Raw genomic sequence first — 18,981 nt, 5'->3', positions numbered from 1 at the left:
GACGGGAATCGAACCCGCCAGGGTGCGGTGCTGAGAAAATGCGTGAGCATTTTCCAGCGCAGCACGCAAGGGCCGAAGGCCCGCAGCGAAGCAAATCCTTGGACTTCCCGTCGCCCGCTCCAAGCTATATAATCGCAGGCCAATATGCTAATTTGGCTCGCGTTTATTTTTATACCGTCCGACCTCGCAGGGCAAATGAACCAGGAGCGTTTGTCCCGAATCGTAAGAAAGAAGTGATTTCCATGGCACAGAGTAAGGCAGAATACCCCACCTCCGATTGCCTGGCGCCCGCCGCGATCGAGGCGAAGACCGAGGCCGCAGGCGTTACCAAGGCCAACCTGCCGGTCTCGAAGGCCTTTTTGCTCGCCATGTTCGCCGGCGCGTTCATCGCCTTCGGCGGCCTGTTCTTCACGGTCTTTCTGAGCGATCCCACGCTTTGCTGGGGCGCCCAGCGCTTCGTGGGCGGTCTTGCTTTTTGCCTGGGACTGGTGCTCGTGCTCATTTGCGGCGCGGAACTGTTTACCGGCAACTCGCTTATGGTCTGCGCGCTTAAGAGCAAAAAGATCACGCTCGTCCAGATGCTCAAGGCTTGGGCTATTGTGTGGATCGGCAACTTTGCCGGCGCCCTGTTCGTTGTCTTTTTGATTTACATGGCAGCCATTTACAAACTCAACGGCGAGGCCGTCGCCAACACCATGGTGAGTGTCGCCGCCGGTAAGGTTACGATCGGCGCCGTCACCATCTTCTTCCGCGGCATTCTGTGCAACATCTTTGTGTGCCTGGCCGTATGGATCGGTACCGCCGGCAAGACCGTGGTCGATAAGGTCGTGGGCATTCTGCTGCCCATTGCCGCCTTTGTGGCCTGCGGTTTTGAGCACTGCGTTGCCAACATGTACTTTTTGCCTATGGGCATTTTGATGCACTCCTGCGGCTATGGAGCCGATGTCGCCGGCGCCGATGCCCTCAATGCTGCCGGGTTGGCGCTCAACCTTACGGTCGCCACGCTGGGCAATATCGTGGGTGGCGCCCTGATCGTGGCGCTGGGCTACTGGTTTATCTACGCCAACAGGGAGGCCTAAGGACCCAAGCCATAACCGACCAAAGAGGGACAGGTTTATTTGGCAGGTTTTGGACGAGGCGCTTCGACGTCTTGTCACGAGCTGCCATAATGGACCTGTCCCTTTTGCGTGCGCGCCGGTATTTTTTTGCCCGATGACGATCGCGGGGGACCAGCTTTTTATTGAACATGTCGAAAGGCTTTTCATGAGCGACTGCGAATCCATGTCTGCCGAGGTGCGCGGCCGCCTGCGTTCCATTCCCGCCGTTCACGAGCTGCTTGCCGAGTGGCCGGTCATGAAGGCTGCTGGCGATGCAGGCGACACGATGGTACGCGAGGCGATTGACGCCGAGCTCGATGCCGAGCGCGCGGCGATTCGCTCCGGCGCCCCTGCAAGGAACGAGCGCGAGCTCGCCTTGGCAATTGAGCAGCGGACCCATCGCCTGTCGCTGCCGACCCTGCGCCCTGCCGTCAACGCGACGGGCGTTGTGATTCACACCAATCTGGGCCGCGCTCCGCTCGCTCCCGCGGCGGTGCAGGCGGTGACCGATGTCGCCCGAGGCTACAGCACGCTTGAGTATGACGTCTCAACCTGCGCTCGCGGGGGCCGCAAAGAGCATGCCGCGCGTCTGCTGCGCACGCTCACGGGGGCGCAGGACGCCTTAGTTGTCAACAACAATGCCGCCGCGGTGCTGTTGGTGCTTGCCGCGCACGCGGCTGGCAAAGAGGTCATCGTGAGCCGCGGCGAGCTTGTCGAGGTGGGCGGCAGCTTCCGCATCCCCGACATCATGGCGGCTTCGGGTGCCAAGCTTGTCGAGGTTGGCTCTACCAACCGCACACATCTGGACGATTATCGAAGCGCCATTACGCCCAACACGGCGATGATCTTGAAAGTTCATCCTTCTAATTACCGTATCGAGGGCTTCCACGAGGAGGTTTCCGCGGCGGAGCTTTCCGCGCTGGCGCATGAGCACGGGCTGTTGCTGTACGAGGATCAGGGCTCGGGCGCTTTGCTTGCAGACGGGGTGCTCGCCGATGCGGGGGAGAAGCCCACGTCCGCCTCGCTTTGCGCCGGCGTTGACGTCGTCTCGTGCTCGGGTGACAAGCTGCTCGGTGCCTCGCAGGCAGGCATTATTCTCGGCAGCGCCCAGGCAATCGCCGCCTGTGCCTCGCATCCTCTTATGCGCGCGCTTCGCCCTGGCAAGCTCACGCTCGCGGCGCTCGAGGCCACTTTGCGACTGTATGTGACCGGTCCCGATGCGGCGCATCGGGAGATCCCGGTACTCAACATGCTTTCCGGCGCGCCGGCTCCGCTCGAGCGCCAGGCCAAGCGCCTGCACGACCGCATGCTGCGCAAGCTTCGCGAGGCTCAGTGCGAGGAGGCCGTGGAGCTGCAGGTTGTCGAGGGCGCCTCTACTCCCGGCGGCGGATCGCTGCCGACTGTCGAGCTCCCTACATTTTGCGTTGCCGTCTGTCCCGTCGATGGGCGTCTATCCGCCGATGGCCTAAAGCGCGCTATGGTACAGGAGCCCGATACGCCGGTTGTGACGCGCGTGCGGCACGACCAGGTGCTTTTTGACGTTCGCACGCTTTTGCGCGACACCGACCTTGACCTGTGTGCGTCTGCGTTGGCGGATGCCGTGCGGGCAGGTTTGCGTCGATGACTGCGCGTGAGCTTGTCGAATGTCCCGTTGTCGTTGGAACAGCAGGACACGTCGACCACGGAAAGTCGGCCCTTATCGAGGCGCTGACCGGCAAAAATCCCGACCGTCTGGAGGTCGAACGCCGCCGAGGCATGACTACGGAGCTCGGCTTTGGCGAGCTCGAGCTTCCCAGCGGCAAGCTTGTCGGCCTGGTCGACGTGCCCGGGCATGCGCACTACCTGCGCGCGATGGTACAGGGTGCCACCGGCGTGGGCGTTGCGTTGCTGGTGGTTTCTGCCGTTGAGGGCGTGATGCCGCAGACGCGAGAGCACGTGTACGTGTTGGAGCTGTTGGGCGTGAGGCACCTCGTGGTGGCGCTCACGATGCGCGATCTGGCCGATGACGAGACGGCGGAGCTCGCCGAGCTCGACGTGATGGACTTCCTCAGCGATACCGTCTTTGCCGATGCGCCCGTGGTGCCTGTTTCCTCGCGCACGGGCGTGGGCATCGAGGACGTTCGCCTTGCCCTCGATGCCGCCATCGACTCTTTCCTGGCCGATACCGCATCCCGCCCGGTGCGCCCCGGTCTGGCCCCGCGCCTGCCCATCGACCGCTGCTTCACCATCAAGGGATCCGGGACGGTCGTCACGGGCACGCTTCACGATGCCCCCGTAGCGGTGGGCGACGAGCTCGTCTCATGTCCCGCGGGCGTGCGCTGCCGCGTGCGCGCGATTCAGGTGCATGGTGATACTCCTCGGGCGTTGCCCGGACAGCGCGCGGCGCTCAACATCGTGGGCGACGGTGCGGGCGACCTTCCGCGTGGCGAGGTCCTCTGCGGGTCTGGTGCCGAGGGCTTGACGCTCAGACTCATCGCCCGCTTCACGTATCTGGGGCGCGAGGGCACCAAGCCCGCGCCCTTCGAGTCCGGTACGCGCGTTCATGTGATGGCGGGTACGGCGGAGGTCCTTGGCCGTGTCATGCTCATGGAGGGTGAGGGACCCATTGAGGCTGGCGAGACCCGCATCGTGCAGGTCCGTCTGGAGGAGCGCCTTCCCGTGCGATCAGGCGACGGCCTCATTGTGCTCGCGTTCTCGCCGGTGGTGCTTATCGGCGGCGGTCGTGTTCTTCTTTCGCGGTGCCGCCGCTCGCGCGTCCTCTCCGCGGGCGAGTGCGCGCTGCTCGGGGCCCTGGATGCCGACGACCGCGCCGCCGCCGTTGCCGCATGGTTGGGGCTGCAGCGCCTGCCTGTGCCTGCCGCGGCCGCAGCCCGTGCTCTCGATCTTTCGGGTGCCGAGGCGGCTGCGCTCCTGCACGGGGCGGTTTCCTCGGGTGACGCCGTGGCGCTTCATGCCGAGCGCTCGACCGAGGAGCTCTATGCCGCCCCCGCTGTGCTCGATGCCGCCCTCGCCACGCTCTCCGTCACGTTGGCCGCCATGCACGGGGCCGCGCCCAAGCAGACGGGTTTCACGCCGGGCGAGGTCGCGCATGCCGCCTGGCCGACAGCGGGCGAAGACATTGCGTCCGCGCTCGTTCTCGAGGGCTGTGCGCGCGGCGTGTGCACCGTCGACGGTGCCGAGGTGTTCGACCCGCACTCTGCCGCTGCGGCGATACGTGTGGTGCGCGAGGCGAGCCAGCGCATCGTGGCCGCCCTCGACGAGGCGGGTCTCGGTGCGGCGACACTGCCCGAGGTGGGTGAGCGTCTGCAGCTCGATCGCGACACCATGACGCGTGCCCTGCGCGAGCTTTCGCTCAACCGCGCGATCGTTAAGATCGAACGCGACGTTGCCTTGTCTGCCGCCGCCGAGGCCCATGCACGTGAGGTCGTCGCCGCGGCTATCGAGGCTGCTGGCGGCGTTGCCACGACGAGTGTGCTGCGCGAGGCCTTAGGCGTGTCGCGCAAACGAGCCATTAGCATCTTGGAGCACCTGGATGCGGTGCGTTTTACGACGCTCAACAAGGAGGCCGGCGGTCTCAGATCCCTGCGCTAGGGCTCCGAATCGCCGCTCGCCACAAAACCGGCCTATCTACTACGTTTAAGTGACTACCCTCGACCATTTCAAAAACCGCAAAAACAAAACCGCAGGTAGATGACTTGCCGATGTTACGAAAAAGTGGGTATGGTTTACCCTTGCTGGTTAAACGTAGTAGATGGGCCGTTTTCGTGGCGCGACACTGCGCGTTTGGTAAAATACCGCCACGTTTGGGAACGGATGGGCTCCGGTGGGCCCCGCGGTCCTCAAAACCGTTGTGAGGCGTGCAAAACGTCTTGGATGTGTTCGATTCACATACGTTCCCGCCAACGCATCCTGCCAACCGCCACAAAGGTGCCTGTCCTCTTTGTGGTGGTATGGACCACGTGGACGAAACAGCTTCGAAACACGCAATTTGTACGTCAGCTGTTCAAAAACGCTTCTACCTGCATCGTAATCAAAATGAAACATCCGCCCGCGGTCTTATTCGTAACTTTGCCGCAACAGTGCGATATTATCCATACTCGATAAAGCTCACGGCGCATGGGGCGCCGCGAACGACACCTTTCTTTTCCATCAATTGGAGGAAGCATGAGCTACACGCAGAAAGTTCTCGACGAGCTCAAGGCCCGCTATCCCGAGCAGCCTGAGTTCATCCAGGCCGCGACCGAGATCCTCGGCACCATCCAGCCGGCGCTCGACGCCCATCCCGAGTACGAGGAGGCCGCCCTGCTTGAGCGCCTCGTCGAGCCCGAGCGCATCGTTATGTTCCGTGTCCCCTGGGTCGATGACCAGGGCAAGGTTCAGGTCAACCGCGGCTATCGTGTCGAGTTCAACTCTGCCATTGGACCCTACAAGGGCGGCCTGCGCTTTAACCCGACGGTCACCCTGGGCATGCTCAAGTTCCTGGGCCTGGAGCAGATCCTCAAGAACAGCCTGACCACCCTTCCCATGGGCGGCGGCAAGGGCGGCTCCGACTTTGACCCCAAGGGCAAGTCCAACAACGAGATCATGCACTTCTGCCAGTCCTTCATGACCGAGCTCTATCGCCACATCGGCCCCAACACCGACGTTCCCGCCGGCGACCTGGGCGTTGGCGGCCGTGAGGTTGCCTACATGTTCGGTCAGTACAAGCGCCTGACCAACGAGTGGACCGGCGTCCTCACCGGCAAGGGCCTCTCCTTTGGCGGCTCGCTCGCCCGTACCGAGGCCACCGGCTACGGCCTGGTCTACTTTGTGGACGAGTACCTCAAGAGCCGCGGCGACTCCTTCGAGGGCAAGAACGTCGTCGTTCACGGTTCCGGCAACGTCGCTATCTACGCGGTCCAGAAGGTCGCCCAGCTCGGCGGCAAGGTGCTTGCCTGCTCCGATACCCACGGCTGGGTCGAGGATCCCGACGGCATCGACTACTCCGTGCTCGAGCACGTCTACAACCAGAAGCGCTCCGGCCACGACAAGGGCGTCACGCTCGCCATGTACGTTGACGAGAAGCCCAACGCCGTGTGGCACGAGGGCGACGGCCGCGGCGTGTGGGAGCTGCCCTGCGACATCGCGCTGCCCTGCGCTCGCGAGAACACGCTGCTGCTCGAGGACGCCCAGGCGCTCGTCGCCAACGGCTGCAAGGTGGTCGGCGAGGGCGCGAACATGCCTACGACCATCGAGGCCACGACCTACTTCCAGGAGAACGGCGTCGCCTTTATGCCCGGCAAGGCTGCCAACGCCGGTGGCGTGCTCGTGTCCGGCCTGGAGATGAGCCAGAACGCCGAGCACCTGTCCTGGACCTTCGAGGAGGTCGACGGCAAGCTCGAGCAGCTCATGCGCGGCATGTTCCACAACGTGGACGACACCGCCAAGGAGTACGGCGAGGAGGGCAACTTCGTCATGGGCGCAAACATCGCCGGCTTCCTGAAGGTCGCCGATGCCATGCTCGCCCAGGGTGTCTGCTAAATCTTGCCTGACATAGCATGTAATGAGGCTCTCGGCTCAACGCCGGGAGCCTTTTTTGATCCGCATGCGACGGAGGAAAATGGTTCATTTTGTCCCGACACGAGCTATGCCCCCTCGTTTGGTACACTTAAAGGTACTGGACAAGTGAAGAGATGGGGGAGAACGTGCTCAAGTTCGGTACCTACGTCCGTGTTGGAAACGCGGCCGAAGCCTATGAGCTCTTGCAGAAGAACCGCAACAACAAGATTGTGGGCGGCGGCATCTGGATGCGCCTGGGTTCGCGTCGTGTGGCGACGGCGATTGACCTTTCGGCCTGCGGACTCGATCAGATCGAGGAGACCGAGACCGAGTTTCGCATCGGTGCCATGTGCACCCTGCGCCAGCTCGAGCGCCATGCCGAGCTCAACGCGCTTGTCAACAATGTCTTCGAGTTCGCCGTTCACGATATCGTGGGCGTGCAGCTGCGCAATACCGCCACGGTGGGCGGCAGCATCTACGGCCGCTTTGGCTTCTCGGACGTGCTCTCGGCTTTCCTGGCGCTCGATTCCTATGTTGAGCTGACGGGCGCCGGCCGCGTACCGCTTGCCGAGTTCGTGGATATGGGCTACGTGCGCGACGTGATCGAGCACGTCGTGGTCGTCAAGCACGACTACCGCGCGAGCTACGAGGCCGTGCGCAAGGCCGCGACCGACTTCCCATCCCTAAACGTTACCGCCGCCTGGTGGGATAACAGCTGGCATGTCACCGTGGGCGCCCGCCCGCTGCGCGCAACCTTGCTGCAGGGCGAGGCGTGTGGCCTCACCAGCGAGCAGCCTTCCGAGGACGAGCTGCGCGCCCTGGCCGCGTCCGTACGCGCGCTGAGCTATGGCACCAACCTGTGGGGTTCGGCCGACTACCGCCGCCGCATCTCGGCCCCGCTTGCCGTCCAGGCTGTGCGTCGCGCCGCCGGCATCGAGCTTTCGGCCGCGCTTGCCCACGAGCTCGAGGGCGTGCAGATTCCTAAGTTTGCCACGGACGAGTATTCCTGCCGCCGCGTGCCCGGCGTCGATTCTAGCGAGGTGCGCTAATGGCTGCCAAATTTATCGATCTTTCCTTTACGCTCAACGGCCGCAAGGTCAAGGTTCAGATTGCCCCCGATACCATGCTCTTTTCGCTTTTGCGTGAGCAGGGTTGCGCGTCGGTGCGCTGCGCCTGCGAGACCACCAACTGCGGCCTGTGCACGGTGTGGCTCGACGGCTACCCGGTGCTGAGCTGCTCGGTTCCCGCCGCGCGCGTCGAGGGCCATACCATCACCACGCTCGAGGGTCTCAAGGCTGAGTCCGAGGCGCTTGCCCGCGCGATGGCTGCCGAAGGCGCCGAGCAGTGCGGTTTTTGCGCCCCCGGCCTTATCATGAACGTGCTGGCGCTTGCCCGCGCCGCCAAGGAGGACCCGAGCCTCGTCGCCACGCGCGAGGAGCTGTCGCGCCAGCTCGCCGGCAACCTCTGCCGTTGCAGCGGCTACGAGAGCCAGCTGCGCGCCATCGTGCGCTTCTTCAACGAGTCCGGCGTGCAGGTGGGCTTTGAGATGCCCGAACTGCCGGTCAACGACACCAGCTGCGACGGTGTCTCGTACAAGCAGATCACCCATAAGCAGCCCAAGAAGGACTCGAAGGCGCTGCTCGAGGGCCGTCCCGTCTACACGGGCGATATGGTGCCCGCCGGCGCCCTGATCGTCAAACTCAAGCGCAGCCCCTATGCCCGCGCCAAGATCCGCTCCATCGATACGTCGCGCGCCCTGAAGGTACCGGGCGTCGTGGGCGTCTACACTTACGAGGACGTGCCCAAGCGCCGCTTTACTATCGCCGGTCAGAGCTATCCGCAGCCGAGCCCCTACGACCGCCTGATTCTCGAGAACCTCGTCCGCTACCAAAACGAAGAGGTGGCGATCGTCGCCGCCGAGACCGAGGAGGCCGCCGATAAGGCGCTCAAGCTCATCAAGGTCGACTACGAGGTGCTCGAGCCCCTGCTCGACTTTACCCAGGCGCTCGATAACGACATCGTGGTCCACCCCGAGGGCGACGTGACCTTTATGTTCCCGCAGGGCGGCGACGTTGCTCGCAACCTGGTGTGCAGCGGTACCAGCGATTATGGCGACCTTGACGAGGCGTTTGCCCAGAGCGACATCGTCTTCACCCGCACCTACACTAGCCAGGCCACGCAGACTGCGCCCATGGAGACCTTCCGTGCCTTCGCGACGACCGACGCATTCGGCCGCATCTCGGTGACCACCTCTACGCAGGTGCCCTTCCACGTGCGCCGCATGGTTGCGCAGTCGCTCGACATTCCGCAGTCGCAGGTGCAGGTTATTAAGCCCCGCATCGGCGGCGGCTTTGGCTCCAAGCAGACGGGCTGCTGCGAGATCTTCGTGGCGTTCGTCACCCAGCAGACCGGCCGTCCGAGCTACTGCTGCTACACCCGCGAGGAGACCATCACTGCGGGCAACTCGCGTCACCAGATGCAGATGACCGTCAAGCTGGGTGCCATGAACGACGGCACCATCACGGCCATCGACCTGCACACGTTGTCCAACGCCGGCGCGTACGGCGAGCACGCCACCACGACGATCGGCCTTTCGGGCCATAAGAGCCTGCCCATCTACAACCATGTGAAGGCGAGCCGTTTTAGCTGGGACGCCGTCTACACCAACACCAACCGCGGCGGCGCGTATCGCGGCTACGGTGCCACCCAGGGCCAGTTTGCCGTGGAGAGTGCCGTCAACGAGCTCGCCGACATGCTGCACATGGACCCCGCCGACCTGCGCCTTAAGAACATCGTGCGCGAGGGCGAGGTCATGCCGCAGTACTACAACGAAAAGCTCAACGCCTGCGCGCTCGACCGCTGCCTGCTGCGCGCGATGGACATGATCGGTTGGCGCGACAAGCCGCTGGCCGTGGACCTGGGCGACCGCGTGCGCGCCCTGGGCTGCGCGCTCACCATGCAGGGCTCGGGTATTTCCAACGTGGACATCGCCGGCATCGACATGCGCCTGGAAGAGGACGGCTTCATTACCATCGGTACCGGCGCCACCGATAACGGCATGGGCGTCGACACGATCTTGGCGCAGATTGCCGCCGAGGAGCTGGGTGTGGAGAGCTCTCTCATTGTGGTTCGTGGCGTGGATACCGATGTATCGCCCTTCGACGCCGGCTCGTACGCGAGCTCGGGTACGTACGTGACGGGCCTGGCCGCCAAGAATGCCGCGACCGAGCTGCGCAAGAAGATTTGCGCCAAGGCCGCCCAGATGTGGGACGTGGATGCCGCCGATGTGGTCTTTGATGGCCAGTACGTGCGCCTGTCCGACGAGCGCGCCGCCCGCGAGCGCGGTCGCTACCTCACGCTGCGCGACTTTGCCAACCTGTGCGTTAAGAACATCGAGGGCGGCGACGCGCTGACCTCGCATGCCTCTGCCAGCCTGCCCGTTTCGCCCCCGCCGTTTATGGCCGGCATTGCCGAGGTCGAGGTCGACAAGGCAACCGGCAAGGTGACCGTGGTGGATTACGCCGCGGCCGTCGACTGCGGCACCGTGATCAACGAGGCGCTCGCGCGCGTCCAGGCCGAGGGCGGCATTGCCCAGGGTATCGGTCACGCGCTCTACGAGATTGTCGAGCACGACGACCGCGGCCGTCTGCGTACCGGCAACTTTATGAGCTACAAGCTGCCCACGCGCCTGGATATCGGCAGCATCCGCGTGGCCTTTGAGCCGAGCTATGAGCCGACGGGCCCGTTTGGCGCCAAATCGATCGGCGAGGTCGTCATCAACACGCCGCTCGCCGCCGTGGCCTCGGCCGTGGCACACGCCACCGGCCACCAGGTCCGCTCGCTGCCCATCACGCCCGAGAAGGCCCTGCTGGGGGAGTAGCGGGTCAGCGAATAAGTCGTAATTGGCGGGGTGGGGCAACTCGCCCCGCCTTTTGCACTCGTGGTGAGGTCGTGAGCCTGTAAAAGGTGTGCGTGCGCTTGCCGTTCGTATCTGCTATCATTCCTAGTCTGTGCGCTCATGCGGGCGTGGCGGAATTGGTAGACGCGCCAGATTTAGGTTCTGGTGGGATTCCCGTGAAGGTTCGAGTCCTTTCGCCCGCACCAACGCATCTGCGTCGGCTCCCGCCGTCGCGACTCTTTGTTGCATAAAGGTACCAGCACCTCAGATAAGCTGGGCAGTATGAGGAGGAACGTGTTGAACATCACCGCTTCTGACGTCAAGGACGCCAAGCTCACCGCTACGGTCACCATCCCGGCCGCCGACGTCGACGCCGCGATCAAGAAGGCCTACAAGGACACCGCCAAGAAGTACCGCTTCCCGGGCTTCCGCGCCGGTAAGGCTCCCCGTCCGGTCATCGACTCCGCTCTTGGCGCCGAGGCAACCCTCGCTCAGGCCACCAACGACCTGATCGCCGCCAACGAGCCCGCCGTCCTCAACGAGCTGGACATCGTCCCCACCAAGAGCGGTGACTACAAGGAGCTCGACCTCGCCAAGGATCACGAGGACTACACCTACACCGTCGAGTTCTCCCTGCGTCCCGCCGCTGAGCTCTCCTCCTTCGACGCTGTCGAGATTGAGATGCCTCCCGCGGAGGTCACCGAGTCCGAGATCAACAACCAGGTCGAGATGCTCCTCAACTACCGCGCTACCTTCGAGGACGTCGAGGGTCGCGCCGTCGAGGCTGAGGACTACGTCACCGTCGACCTCAAGGCCGTCGAGAACGCCGACAACTTCGCCGCCGAGGGCCGCATGCTCATCGCCGGTAGCGACAGCAACCCCAAGGAGTTCAACGAGGCCCTGATCGGTGCCAACGTTGACGACGTCAAGACCGTCACCTGGACCGACGAGGTCGAGGAGGGCGAGGAGGCCGAGACCCACACCGTCGAGGTCACCGTCAAGGGCATCAAGGTCCGCAACACCCCCGAGCTCACCGACGAGCTCGTCAAGTCCGACTTTGGCTTCGACAGCATCGAGGCCATGCGCGACGCTATCAAGATCGAGATCGAGCAGGACAAGGCTTCCCGCCTCCCGGCCGAGAAGGAGAACCGTTGCGTCTCCGCTCTCGCCGAGCGCCTGCAGCTCGAGGAGATGGACGCCGACTACGAGCAGTCCGTCTTTGAGGAGCTTGGCCAGAACTTCCTGTCCAACCTCGCTGCCCGCGGCATGACGCTGGACACCTGGCTGCCCGCTTCCGGTCTGACCATGGAGCAGTTCATCGGCGACCTGCACAAGCAGGCTAACGACGTTGCCCGTGAGTCCCTGGCGCTCGACGCCCTTGCCCGCGAGCTCAAGATCGAGGTCACCGAGGACGACATCAACGCCGAGTTCGAGAAGGCCGGCGTCAAGGACGTCGAGGCTTCCAAGGCCGAGTTCATCGCCGATGGCCGCATGCCCGCCGTCCGCGAGTCCATCCGTCGCTCCAAGGCCGTCGACCACCTGGTCGAGAACGCCAAGGTGACCGAGGTCGACGAGACCGCCAAGGACGCCGAGTAATTCTCGCCACCTTGCCCGCGAGCGCTTGCGTGCGCCCGTGATGGGGTAAAGTTATACACCGGTTATCCGGTTGCTTCGTACGGTGCCAGCCAATGCATAGCATGCGGGCACCGTACGTTTGTCTAGAACCACTATTGGTCCGTAAGAGAAATGGAGATGCGTATGATCGCTAAGTTCGATTCCGCCCTCGTGCCATACGTTATCGAGCAGACGCCGCGCGGCGAGCGCAGCTACGATATCTATTCGCGCCTGCTCAACGACCGCATCATCTTCTTGGGCGAGGAGATCAACTCCGTCAGCGCCAACCTGGTCGTTGCCCAGCTGCTGCATCTTGAGAGCCAGGATGCCGAGAAGGATATCTCGCTCTACATCAATTCGCCTGGTGGCGAGGTCTACTCCGGCCTGGCGATTCTGGACACCATGAACTTCATTAAGCCGCAGGTTTCCACCATCTGTGTAGGCATGGCTGCGTCCATGGCCGCCGTGCTGCTTTCGGCCGGCGCCAAGGGCAAGCGCTTCTGCCTGCCGCACTCCAAGGTCATGATTCACCAGCCCAGCGGCGGTGCCCAGGGTCAGCAGACCGAGATCGAGATCGTGGCCGAGGAGATCAAGAAGACTCGCCGCGAGCTCAACCAGATCCTGTCCGACGCCTCGGGCCAGCCCATCGAGAAGGTCCAGGCCGATACCGAGCGCGACAACTACCTGACCGCTGCCGAGGCCCTCGACTACGGCCTGATCGACCGTATCGTCACCTCGCGCGATCTCGCCGCGAAGGACGCCTAGGATGGCCGGTAACATGCAGGACAACTTTGACGAGAACGGCAACCCCATCCGCTGCTCCTTCTGCGGAAAAGAGCAGGGTCAGGTCCGTCGTCTCGTAAAGGGCCCGACCAACATCTTTATCTGCGACGAGTGCGTCGCCGCCTGCTCCGAGATTCTTGAGGAGTCGCTGGCTTCGGACTTTATGGACGCCGCCCGCAACGGCAATCTTCCGGGTTTCCTCAACGATCACGGCCAGGCTGCGTCCCAGCCTGCCATGGATCCCGAGGCCGAGGGCTTTGAGCTTGAGGACGACCGTCAGGTCATCACGCACGTGCCGACGCCGCACGAGATCTATGACGAGCTTTCGGCCTATGTCATGGGCCAGGAAGACGCCAAGCGCGCCATGTCGGTTGCCGTGTACAACCACTATCGCCGCGTGATCGAGGGCGGCGCCGCGGTGTCCGCCTTTAACGAGGCCTCGGGTATGGGCGGCCAGTTTGACGACGATATGGACGAGGTGGAGCTTGCCAAGTCCAATATTCTGCTGCTCGGCCCCACCGGTACCGGTAAGACGCTGCTGGCCCAGACGCTCGCACGCATCCTCGAGGTGCCGTTTGCTATCGCCGACGCCACCGCGCTCACCGAGGCTGGTTACGTGGGCGAGGACGTGGAGAACATCCTGCTCAAGCTTATCAATGCTGCCGATGGCGACATTGAGCGCGCTCAGGTTGGCATTATCTACGTGGACGAGATCGACAAGATCGCCCGCAAGGCCGAGAACCTCTCCATCACCCGCGATGTCTCGGGCGAGGGCGTTCAGCAGGCATTGCTTAAGATTCTTGAGGGCACGGTGGCAAGCGTTCCGCCCACCGGCGGCCGCAAGCATCCCCAGCAGGAGCTGCTGCAGATCGACACGACCAACATCCTGTTCATCTGCGGCGGTGCCTTTGTGGGCCTGGATAAGATCATCGCCGACCGTGTTGGCAACAAGGGCGTGGGCTTTAACTCAGAGATCGCTGGCCCCACCTCGGTCGACGAGAACGACCTGCTGCGCCAGGTGCTCCCGCAGGATCTCAACGCCTTTGGTATGATCCCCGAGTTTGTGGGACGTACGCCCGTCGTCACCCAGACGCAGGCGCTCGACGAGGACGACCTGGTGTCGATCCTGACTGAGCCCAAGAACGCCGTGGTGCGCCAGTACCGCAAAATGTTCCAGCTGGAGGACGTGGACCTGGAGTTTGAGGACGCCGCCCTGCACGAGATCGCCCGCATGGCGCTTGCCCGCAAGACCGGCGCCCGCGGCTTGCGTTCCATCTGCGAGGACGTGCTACAGCAGACGATGTTCGACCTGCCCAGCGAGGAGGGCGTTTCCAAGGTCGTTGTGACCGAAGCCTCCGTAAAGGGCGAAGAGCAGCCCCAACGCATCTACGGGTAAACCTGCCAAAAACGTGCTTGCAAATAGCCTCCGACCATCCGCGGTCGGAGGCTATTTTATATATACGCAAAACACCCAACTACCTGTGTTATTCTGTGTGTTTGTTTAAGCCTCAGCGAAGTCATATCAGACTGAAGTAATCGATACCTAAGGCGCGTCCGCCTGCTTGGTTTTCGTAGATTCCGCACGAGCCGAAGAGCACTTAATGTGCTCTTCGTGCGAGCCAGGACCTGACTGAGCGAAAACCAAGCAGGCGGACACGCCGGCGGGACAGGGAGAGATATATGGAAGAGATGCCCAAGAACTACGATCCGTCGACCAACGAGCCGGCGATCCTGCAGAAGTGGCTTGACGGCGGCTACTACAAGCGCCGTGAGGGCGTGGGCGACTGCACCGTCACCATTCCGCCTCCCAACGTGACCGGCAAGCTCCACATGGGTCACGCCACCGACGACTCCATCCAGGACGCCATCATCCGCATGGCCCGCATGCGCGGCAAGTCCACGCGCTGGGTGCTGGGCACCGACCACGCCGGTATCGCCACGCAGACCAAGGTCGACAAGAAGCTCAAGAGCGAGGGCATTAGCCGCCTGGAGATCGGTCGCGACAAGTTTGTCGACGCCTGCTGGGACTGGACCCACGAGTACGGTGGTATCATCGTCGAGCAGATTAAGCGCATGGGCTGCTCCGTTGACTTCGACAACGAGCGCTTCACCATGGACGAGGACTATGCCCAGGCCGTGCGTAAGGTCTTTTGCGACTGGTACCACGACGGCCTGATCTATCGTGGCAAGCGCATCGTCAACTGGTGCCCCAACTGCACCACCGCTATCTCGGACGACGAGGCCGAGTACAAGGACGAGAAGGGCCACCTGTGGCACCTGCGCTACCCGCTGACCGAGCCGGTCAACGGCCAGGACTACATCGTCGTCGCCACCACGCGCCCCGAGACCATGCTCGGCGACACGGGCGTCGCCGTCTCCCCGAAGGATCCCGAGAAGGCCGCCTTCGTGGGTAAGACCGTCAAGCTCCCCATCGTCGACCGCGAGATTCCCATCTTTGAGGATTGGCATGTCGACGCCAACTTTGGCTCCGGCTTCGTCAAGGTCACCCCTGCCCACGACCCCAACGACTACGCCATGGGTCAGGCTCACGACCTGCCGCAGATCAACATCTTCGACGAGCACGCGGTGGTCGTCGAGGGCTACGGCGAGTTTACCGGCATGAACCGCGATGAGTGCCGCGAGGCTGTCGTCAAGTGGTTCGACGAGCACGGTCTGCTCGACCACGTCGAAGAGCTCGACCACTCCGTCATGCACTGCTACCGTTGCGACTCCGCCCTGGAGCCGTGGCTGTCCGAGCAGTGGTTTGTGGCCGTCGACAAGCTCAAGGGGCCGGCGCTCGACGCCGTCAACTCCGGCAAGGTCACCTTCCACCCCGCGCGCTGGACGCAGACCTACACCACCTGGATGGAGAACCTTAAGGACTGGTGCATCAGCCGTCAGCTGTGGTGGGGCCACCGCATCCCCGTGTTCTACTGCGAGGACTGTGGCTGGGAGGACGCCCTCACCGAGGACACCGACGTGTGCCCCAAGTGTGGCGGCCATCACGTGCATCAGGACGAGAACGTGCTGGACACTTGGTTCAGCTCGCAGCTGTGGACCTTCGCCACGCAGGGCTGGCCGCAAAAGCCGGAGCTGCTCGAGGGCCATCACCCCACGACGGCGCTCGTCACCGCACGCGACATCATCGCGCTGTGGGTCGCCCGCATGGTCATGAGTTCGCTGTATTTCTTGGACGAGGTGCCGTTTAAGGACGTCGTCATCTACCCGACGATTCTGGCCAAGGACGGCAGCCGCATGTCCAAGTCCAAGGGCAACGGTGTCGATCCCATGGACCTCATTGGCATGTACGGCGCCGACGCCATGCGCTTCAACCTGCTCACGCTGTGCACCAACAACCAGGACGTCAAGTTTGACGCGAACATCGACAAGAAGACCAAGAAGCTCATCGACAGCCCGCGTACCGACCAGGCCAAGAGCTTTGTGACCAAGATCTGGAACGCCAGCCGCTTCCTGCTCATGAACATGGAGGGCTACACGCCCGGCGAGCCCGTCGTGGAGACGCCGGCCGACGCCTGGATGTTCAGCCGCCTGGCCAAGGCCGTGAAGATGGTCACCGAGGGCATCGAGAACTACACCTTTGGCGACATGGCCCGCGGCGTGCAGCAGTTCTTCTGGAACGAGGTCTGCGACTGGTACGTCGAGGTCACCAAGGCCCGCCTGAAGGGCGAGGGCCGTCTACAGGCGCAGCGCAACCTGATCTTTGTGCTCGATACCTCCATTCGCCTGATGCACCCGCTCATGCCGTTTGTCACCGAGGAGATTTGGGACAACATGCCGGCGAGCGTGCTCGATCTGGACGCCGAGGGCAACGTGAACCGCGCCGAGGCGCTCATGATCGCCAAGTGGCCCGAGCCCGCCGACTACGCCAAGTACGTCGACGAGCCCGCCGAGCGCGCGTTTGAGCTGTGCCGTGCCGTCGTGTCTGCCGCCCGTGCCACCCGTTCGCGCTATCGCTTGAGCCCCAAGGCGGAGCTCGACGTTGTCGTGCGCGCCGGCGCCGAGGATATCGAGAAGCTCGAGAGCCTGCGCTCGACCATCGAGCCGCTGGCGAACACCGCTTCGCTGGTTATGGGTACCGACGTTGAGAAGCCGGCTGCGAGCATTGCCGTGGTCGACAGCGGCGTCGAGGTCTTTGTGGTTCTCGAGGGCAAGGTTGACCTTTCGGCCGAGAAGGCACGCCTGGAGAAAGAGATTGCCGCGGCCCAGAAGGAGCTTGCCGGCTGCGAGAAGACGCTCGCCAACGAGGGCTTTGTGGCTAAGGCCGCGCCCGCGGTGGTCCAGAAGAAGAGGGACCGTGCAGCTGAGCTCAAGGAGATCCTGGCGGCGCTGACTGCTCAGGTTGCTGACTTCTCGTAAGGTTTACTCGGGGGACGCGGTTTGGGGCATTGCTCGCTACTGCGGACACCTATTCCGCCGTTCTAACGAACGGCGGCTGACTCGACGCTGCAAACGCCTCTGATGGCCAATCTGCCGTTCAACTTCGGGCGCATGGGCATAAGCCCTATGCGCCCTTGTTTCACGGCACCTTGGCTTATCAGAGGCGTTTTCGCTGACTATCCTCAACCTATACTGTTTTATTTTTCTATGAATGGCGGTTCTAAAAATGCCTAAGCGTTCTGGCTTGTATACCGTTCCTTTTGAGTTTGATTTGCTTTCGTTTGATGAGGCTGTGGGGCTTGCTGCCGACACGGGGCGGATTTCTGGGGATGCTGGGCCTCTGCTTGAGACGGTTGTCGATATGCTCGATGAGCTGGGGCGTCCGGATGAGTATTTCGATTGCATTCAGGTTGCCGGTACCAATGGTAAGACTTCGACCACGCGTTTTTCGGCTGCCATCCTTCGTGGCGAGGGGTTAAAGACCGCGCTGTATACGTCGCCGCAGCTTGTACGCTATCCCGAGCGTATGGAGGTCGATGGGCGCGTTGTGAGCGATGAGGCGTTTGCCCGCGGCGTTTCTGCCGCCGTCGAGTCGGGGCATCGCGTGAATACTCGTCGTGTGGCGGCGGGGGAGCGCGCCTACACCATCACGCCGTTTGACCTGCTGACGGCTGCCGCGCTTGTCGTGTTTGCCGAGGCCGCGGTGGACATTGCCGTGCTCGAGGTTGGCATGGGCGGCCGTTGGGACGCCACGAGTGCGACCGATCCCGTCGCCGTTGCCATTACGGGCATCGGGCTCGACCACACGCGCATCCTGGGTGACACGCTCGAGGCCATTGCGGGGGAGAAGGCTGCGGTCATTAAGCCCGGACGCCTGGTTGTGCTGGGCGAGGGCACGCACGAGGCGAGCGTTCAGCGCGTGATGGATGCCCGTTGCCGCGAGTGCGGCGTCGTGCCGCTCGTGGTGAGCCACGCCACGACCAAGGTGCCGGCGCATGTGGGCGATACGGTTGAGTTTAGCTGCACCACGCCGCGCGCGATTTATACGTCGAGCATGGTCAAGCCGGCCTATCAGCCGCAGAATGCTGCGTGCGCGATTATGCTGTGCGAGGGCTATCTGGGCCGCGAGCTCGACCATGAAAAGCTCGATGCTTCGCTTATGGGCTGTCCCACGCCGGGTCGCTTTGATGTGCTGGGAACCGATCCACTCAAGCTGATTGATGCCTGCCATAACCCTCAGAGCTGCGAGAACTTTGTGAGCGCACTGGATGAGATCGACCCGTGCGTGGAGAATCGCCCCACGCTGCTGTGCGCCGCGCTGGCCGACAAGGACGTGGCGGGTATCGTTGACGTGCTGATTCCGGCCTTCCCGCGTGTAGTCGTAACGCAGACCGATTCCGATCGCGCCCTGGCGGCAGAGGAGCTCGCTGGTCTTGTGGACGCCGATAAGCTCGCAGGTGTGTACCCTAGTGTATCCGAGGCTCTCGCCGCCTTCGATGCCGCGGGCGAGCCCTTCGTAGCGGCAGGCACCATCACCCTAGCCGGCGAAGTGGCAGGCTTGCTGCGCTAACCCACTCGAGGGGCAGCTAATTTGGGCTGTTCGCCAGGAAATGGGCCTATTTACTACGTTTAATCGACTGCCCCCGACCACAC

Annotated in this window: 11 protein-coding genes and 2 tRNA genes; all 13 read left to right on the top strand. The window is 63.1% G+C overall.

Annotated features, from left to right (window positions below):
- The first annotated feature begins 242 nt into the window (after nucleotides 1–242).
- The 13 genes from DW151_RS05385 (at nucleotide 243) to DW151_RS05330 (ending at nucleotide 18,898) form a co-directional block, all read left to right on the top strand.
- Nucleotides 243–1,079 carry a formate/nitrite transporter family protein gene (locus DW151_RS05385; RefSeq protein WP_117779326.1) on the top strand — a complete coding sequence of 279 codons (837 nt, stop codon included), beginning with the start codon at nucleotides 243–245 and terminating at the stop codon, nucleotides 1,077–1,079.
- A 184-nt stretch (nucleotides 1,080–1,263) separates the two neighbouring features.
- The gene (gene selA / locus DW151_RS05380) at nucleotides 1,264–2,721 is read left to right on the top strand and encodes an L-seryl-tRNA(Sec) selenium transferase (protein WP_158571657.1); all 1,458 of its coding nucleotides are present in this window, start codon (nucleotides 1,264–1,266) and stop codon (nucleotides 2,719–2,721) included.
- The gene (gene selB, locus DW151_RS05375; RefSeq protein ID WP_118334807.1) at nucleotides 2,718–4,688 is read left to right on the top strand and encodes a selenocysteine-specific translation elongation factor; all 1,971 of its coding nucleotides are present in this window, start codon (nucleotides 2,718–2,720) and stop codon (nucleotides 4,686–4,688) included. Before selA ends, selB begins: the two co-directional genes overlap by 4 nt.
- A 214-nt stretch (nucleotides 4,689–4,902) precedes the next feature.
- Nucleotides 4,903–4,999: transfer RNA gene (locus tag DW151_RS10570), tRNA-Sec, on the top strand.
- Between the two features lie 262 nt (nucleotides 5,000–5,261).
- Nucleotides 5,262–6,617: an NADP-specific glutamate dehydrogenase gene (gene gdhA / locus DW151_RS05370; protein ID WP_118334805.1), complete on the top strand. Its 1,356-nt coding sequence runs from the start codon at nucleotides 5,262–5,264 to the stop codon at nucleotides 6,615–6,617.
- 152 nt (nucleotides 6,618–6,769) lie between these two features.
- Entirely contained in the window at nucleotides 6,770–7,684 is a 915-nt protein-coding gene (locus DW151_RS05365; RefSeq protein ID WP_118334804.1) for a xanthine dehydrogenase family protein subunit M, read from the top strand.
- The gene (locus DW151_RS05360; RefSeq protein WP_118334802.1) at nucleotides 7,684–10,515 is read left to right on the top strand and encodes a molybdopterin cofactor-binding domain-containing protein; all 2,832 of its coding nucleotides are present in this window, start codon (nucleotides 7,684–7,686) and stop codon (nucleotides 10,513–10,515) included. The genes DW151_RS05365 and DW151_RS05360 overlap by 1 nt, the downstream gene beginning before the upstream one ends.
- 140 nt (nucleotides 10,516–10,655) lie before the next feature.
- Nucleotides 10,656–10,739, top strand: a tRNA-Leu gene (locus DW151_RS05355).
- A gap of 88 nt (nucleotides 10,740–10,827) precedes the next feature.
- On the top strand, nucleotides 10,828–12,129 hold the full coding sequence (gene tig, locus DW151_RS05350; protein ID WP_233543356.1) for a trigger factor: 1,302 nt from the start codon (nucleotides 10,828–10,830) through the stop codon (nucleotides 12,127–12,129).
- Between the two features lie 162 nt (nucleotides 12,130–12,291).
- Nucleotides 12,292–12,912 (top strand): ATP-dependent Clp protease proteolytic subunit, encoded by a 621-nt coding sequence (locus DW151_RS05345; RefSeq protein ID WP_022095182.1) that lies wholly within the window; start codon nucleotides 12,292–12,294, stop codon nucleotides 12,910–12,912.
- 1 nt (nucleotide 12,913) lies between these two features.
- The gene (clpX, locus tag DW151_RS05340; RefSeq protein WP_118334799.1) at nucleotides 12,914–14,326 is read left to right on the top strand and encodes an ATP-dependent Clp protease ATP-binding subunit ClpX; all 1,413 of its coding nucleotides are present in this window, start codon (nucleotides 12,914–12,916) and stop codon (nucleotides 14,324–14,326) included.
- A 284-nt stretch (nucleotides 14,327–14,610) separates the two neighbouring features.
- On the top strand, nucleotides 14,611–17,307 hold the full coding sequence (locus DW151_RS05335; RefSeq protein WP_117736426.1) for a valine--tRNA ligase: 2,697 nt from the start codon (nucleotides 14,611–14,613) through the stop codon (nucleotides 17,305–17,307).
- A gap of 247 nt (nucleotides 17,308–17,554) precedes the next feature.
- Nucleotides 17,555–18,898 (top strand): folylpolyglutamate synthase/dihydrofolate synthase family protein, encoded by a 1,344-nt coding sequence (locus tag DW151_RS05330; RefSeq protein ID WP_118334798.1) that lies wholly within the window; start codon nucleotides 17,555–17,557, stop codon nucleotides 18,896–18,898.
- Nucleotides 18,899–18,981: the final 83 nt, after the last annotated feature.

Origin of the sequence: Collinsella sp. AM13-34, assembly GCF_003473055.1 — a bacterium.
Classification (GTDB): Bacteria; Actinomycetota; Coriobacteriia; order Coriobacteriales; family Coriobacteriaceae; genus Collinsella.
Note: the sequence above shows the minus strand (reverse complement) of the source record. Positions and strands in the feature narration are given on the sequence as shown.

Coding starts and splice junctions, on each gene's coding strand:
- DW151_RS05365 (WP_118334804.1), top strand. CDS start 6,770: ATGGGGGAGAACGTGCTCAAGTTCGGTACCTACGTCCGTGTTGGAAAC.
- DW151_RS05360 (WP_118334802.1), top strand. CDS start 7,684: ATGGCTGCCAAATTTATCGATCTTTCCTTTACGCTCAACGGCCGCAAG.
- DW151_RS05345 (WP_022095182.1), top strand. CDS start 12,292: ATGATCGCTAAGTTCGATTCCGCCCTCGTGCCATACGTTATCGAGCAG.
- DW151_RS05385 (WP_117779326.1), top strand. CDS start 243: ATGGCACAGAGTAAGGCAGAATACCCCACCTCCGATTGCCTGGCGCCC.
- DW151_RS05330 (WP_118334798.1), top strand. CDS start 17,555: ATGCCTAAGCGTTCTGGCTTGTATACCGTTCCTTTTGAGTTTGATTTG.
- selB (WP_118334807.1), top strand. CDS start 2,718: ATGACTGCGCGTGAGCTTGTCGAATGTCCCGTTGTCGTTGGAACAGCA.
- clpX (WP_118334799.1), top strand. CDS start 12,914: ATGGCCGGTAACATGCAGGACAACTTTGACGAGAACGGCAACCCCATC.
- gdhA (WP_118334805.1), top strand. CDS start 5,262: ATGAGCTACACGCAGAAAGTTCTCGACGAGCTCAAGGCCCGCTATCCC.
- selA (WP_158571657.1), top strand. CDS start 1,264: ATGAGCGACTGCGAATCCATGTCTGCCGAGGTGCGCGGCCGCCTGCGT.
- DW151_RS05335 (WP_117736426.1), top strand. CDS start 14,611: ATGGAAGAGATGCCCAAGAACTACGATCCGTCGACCAACGAGCCGGCG.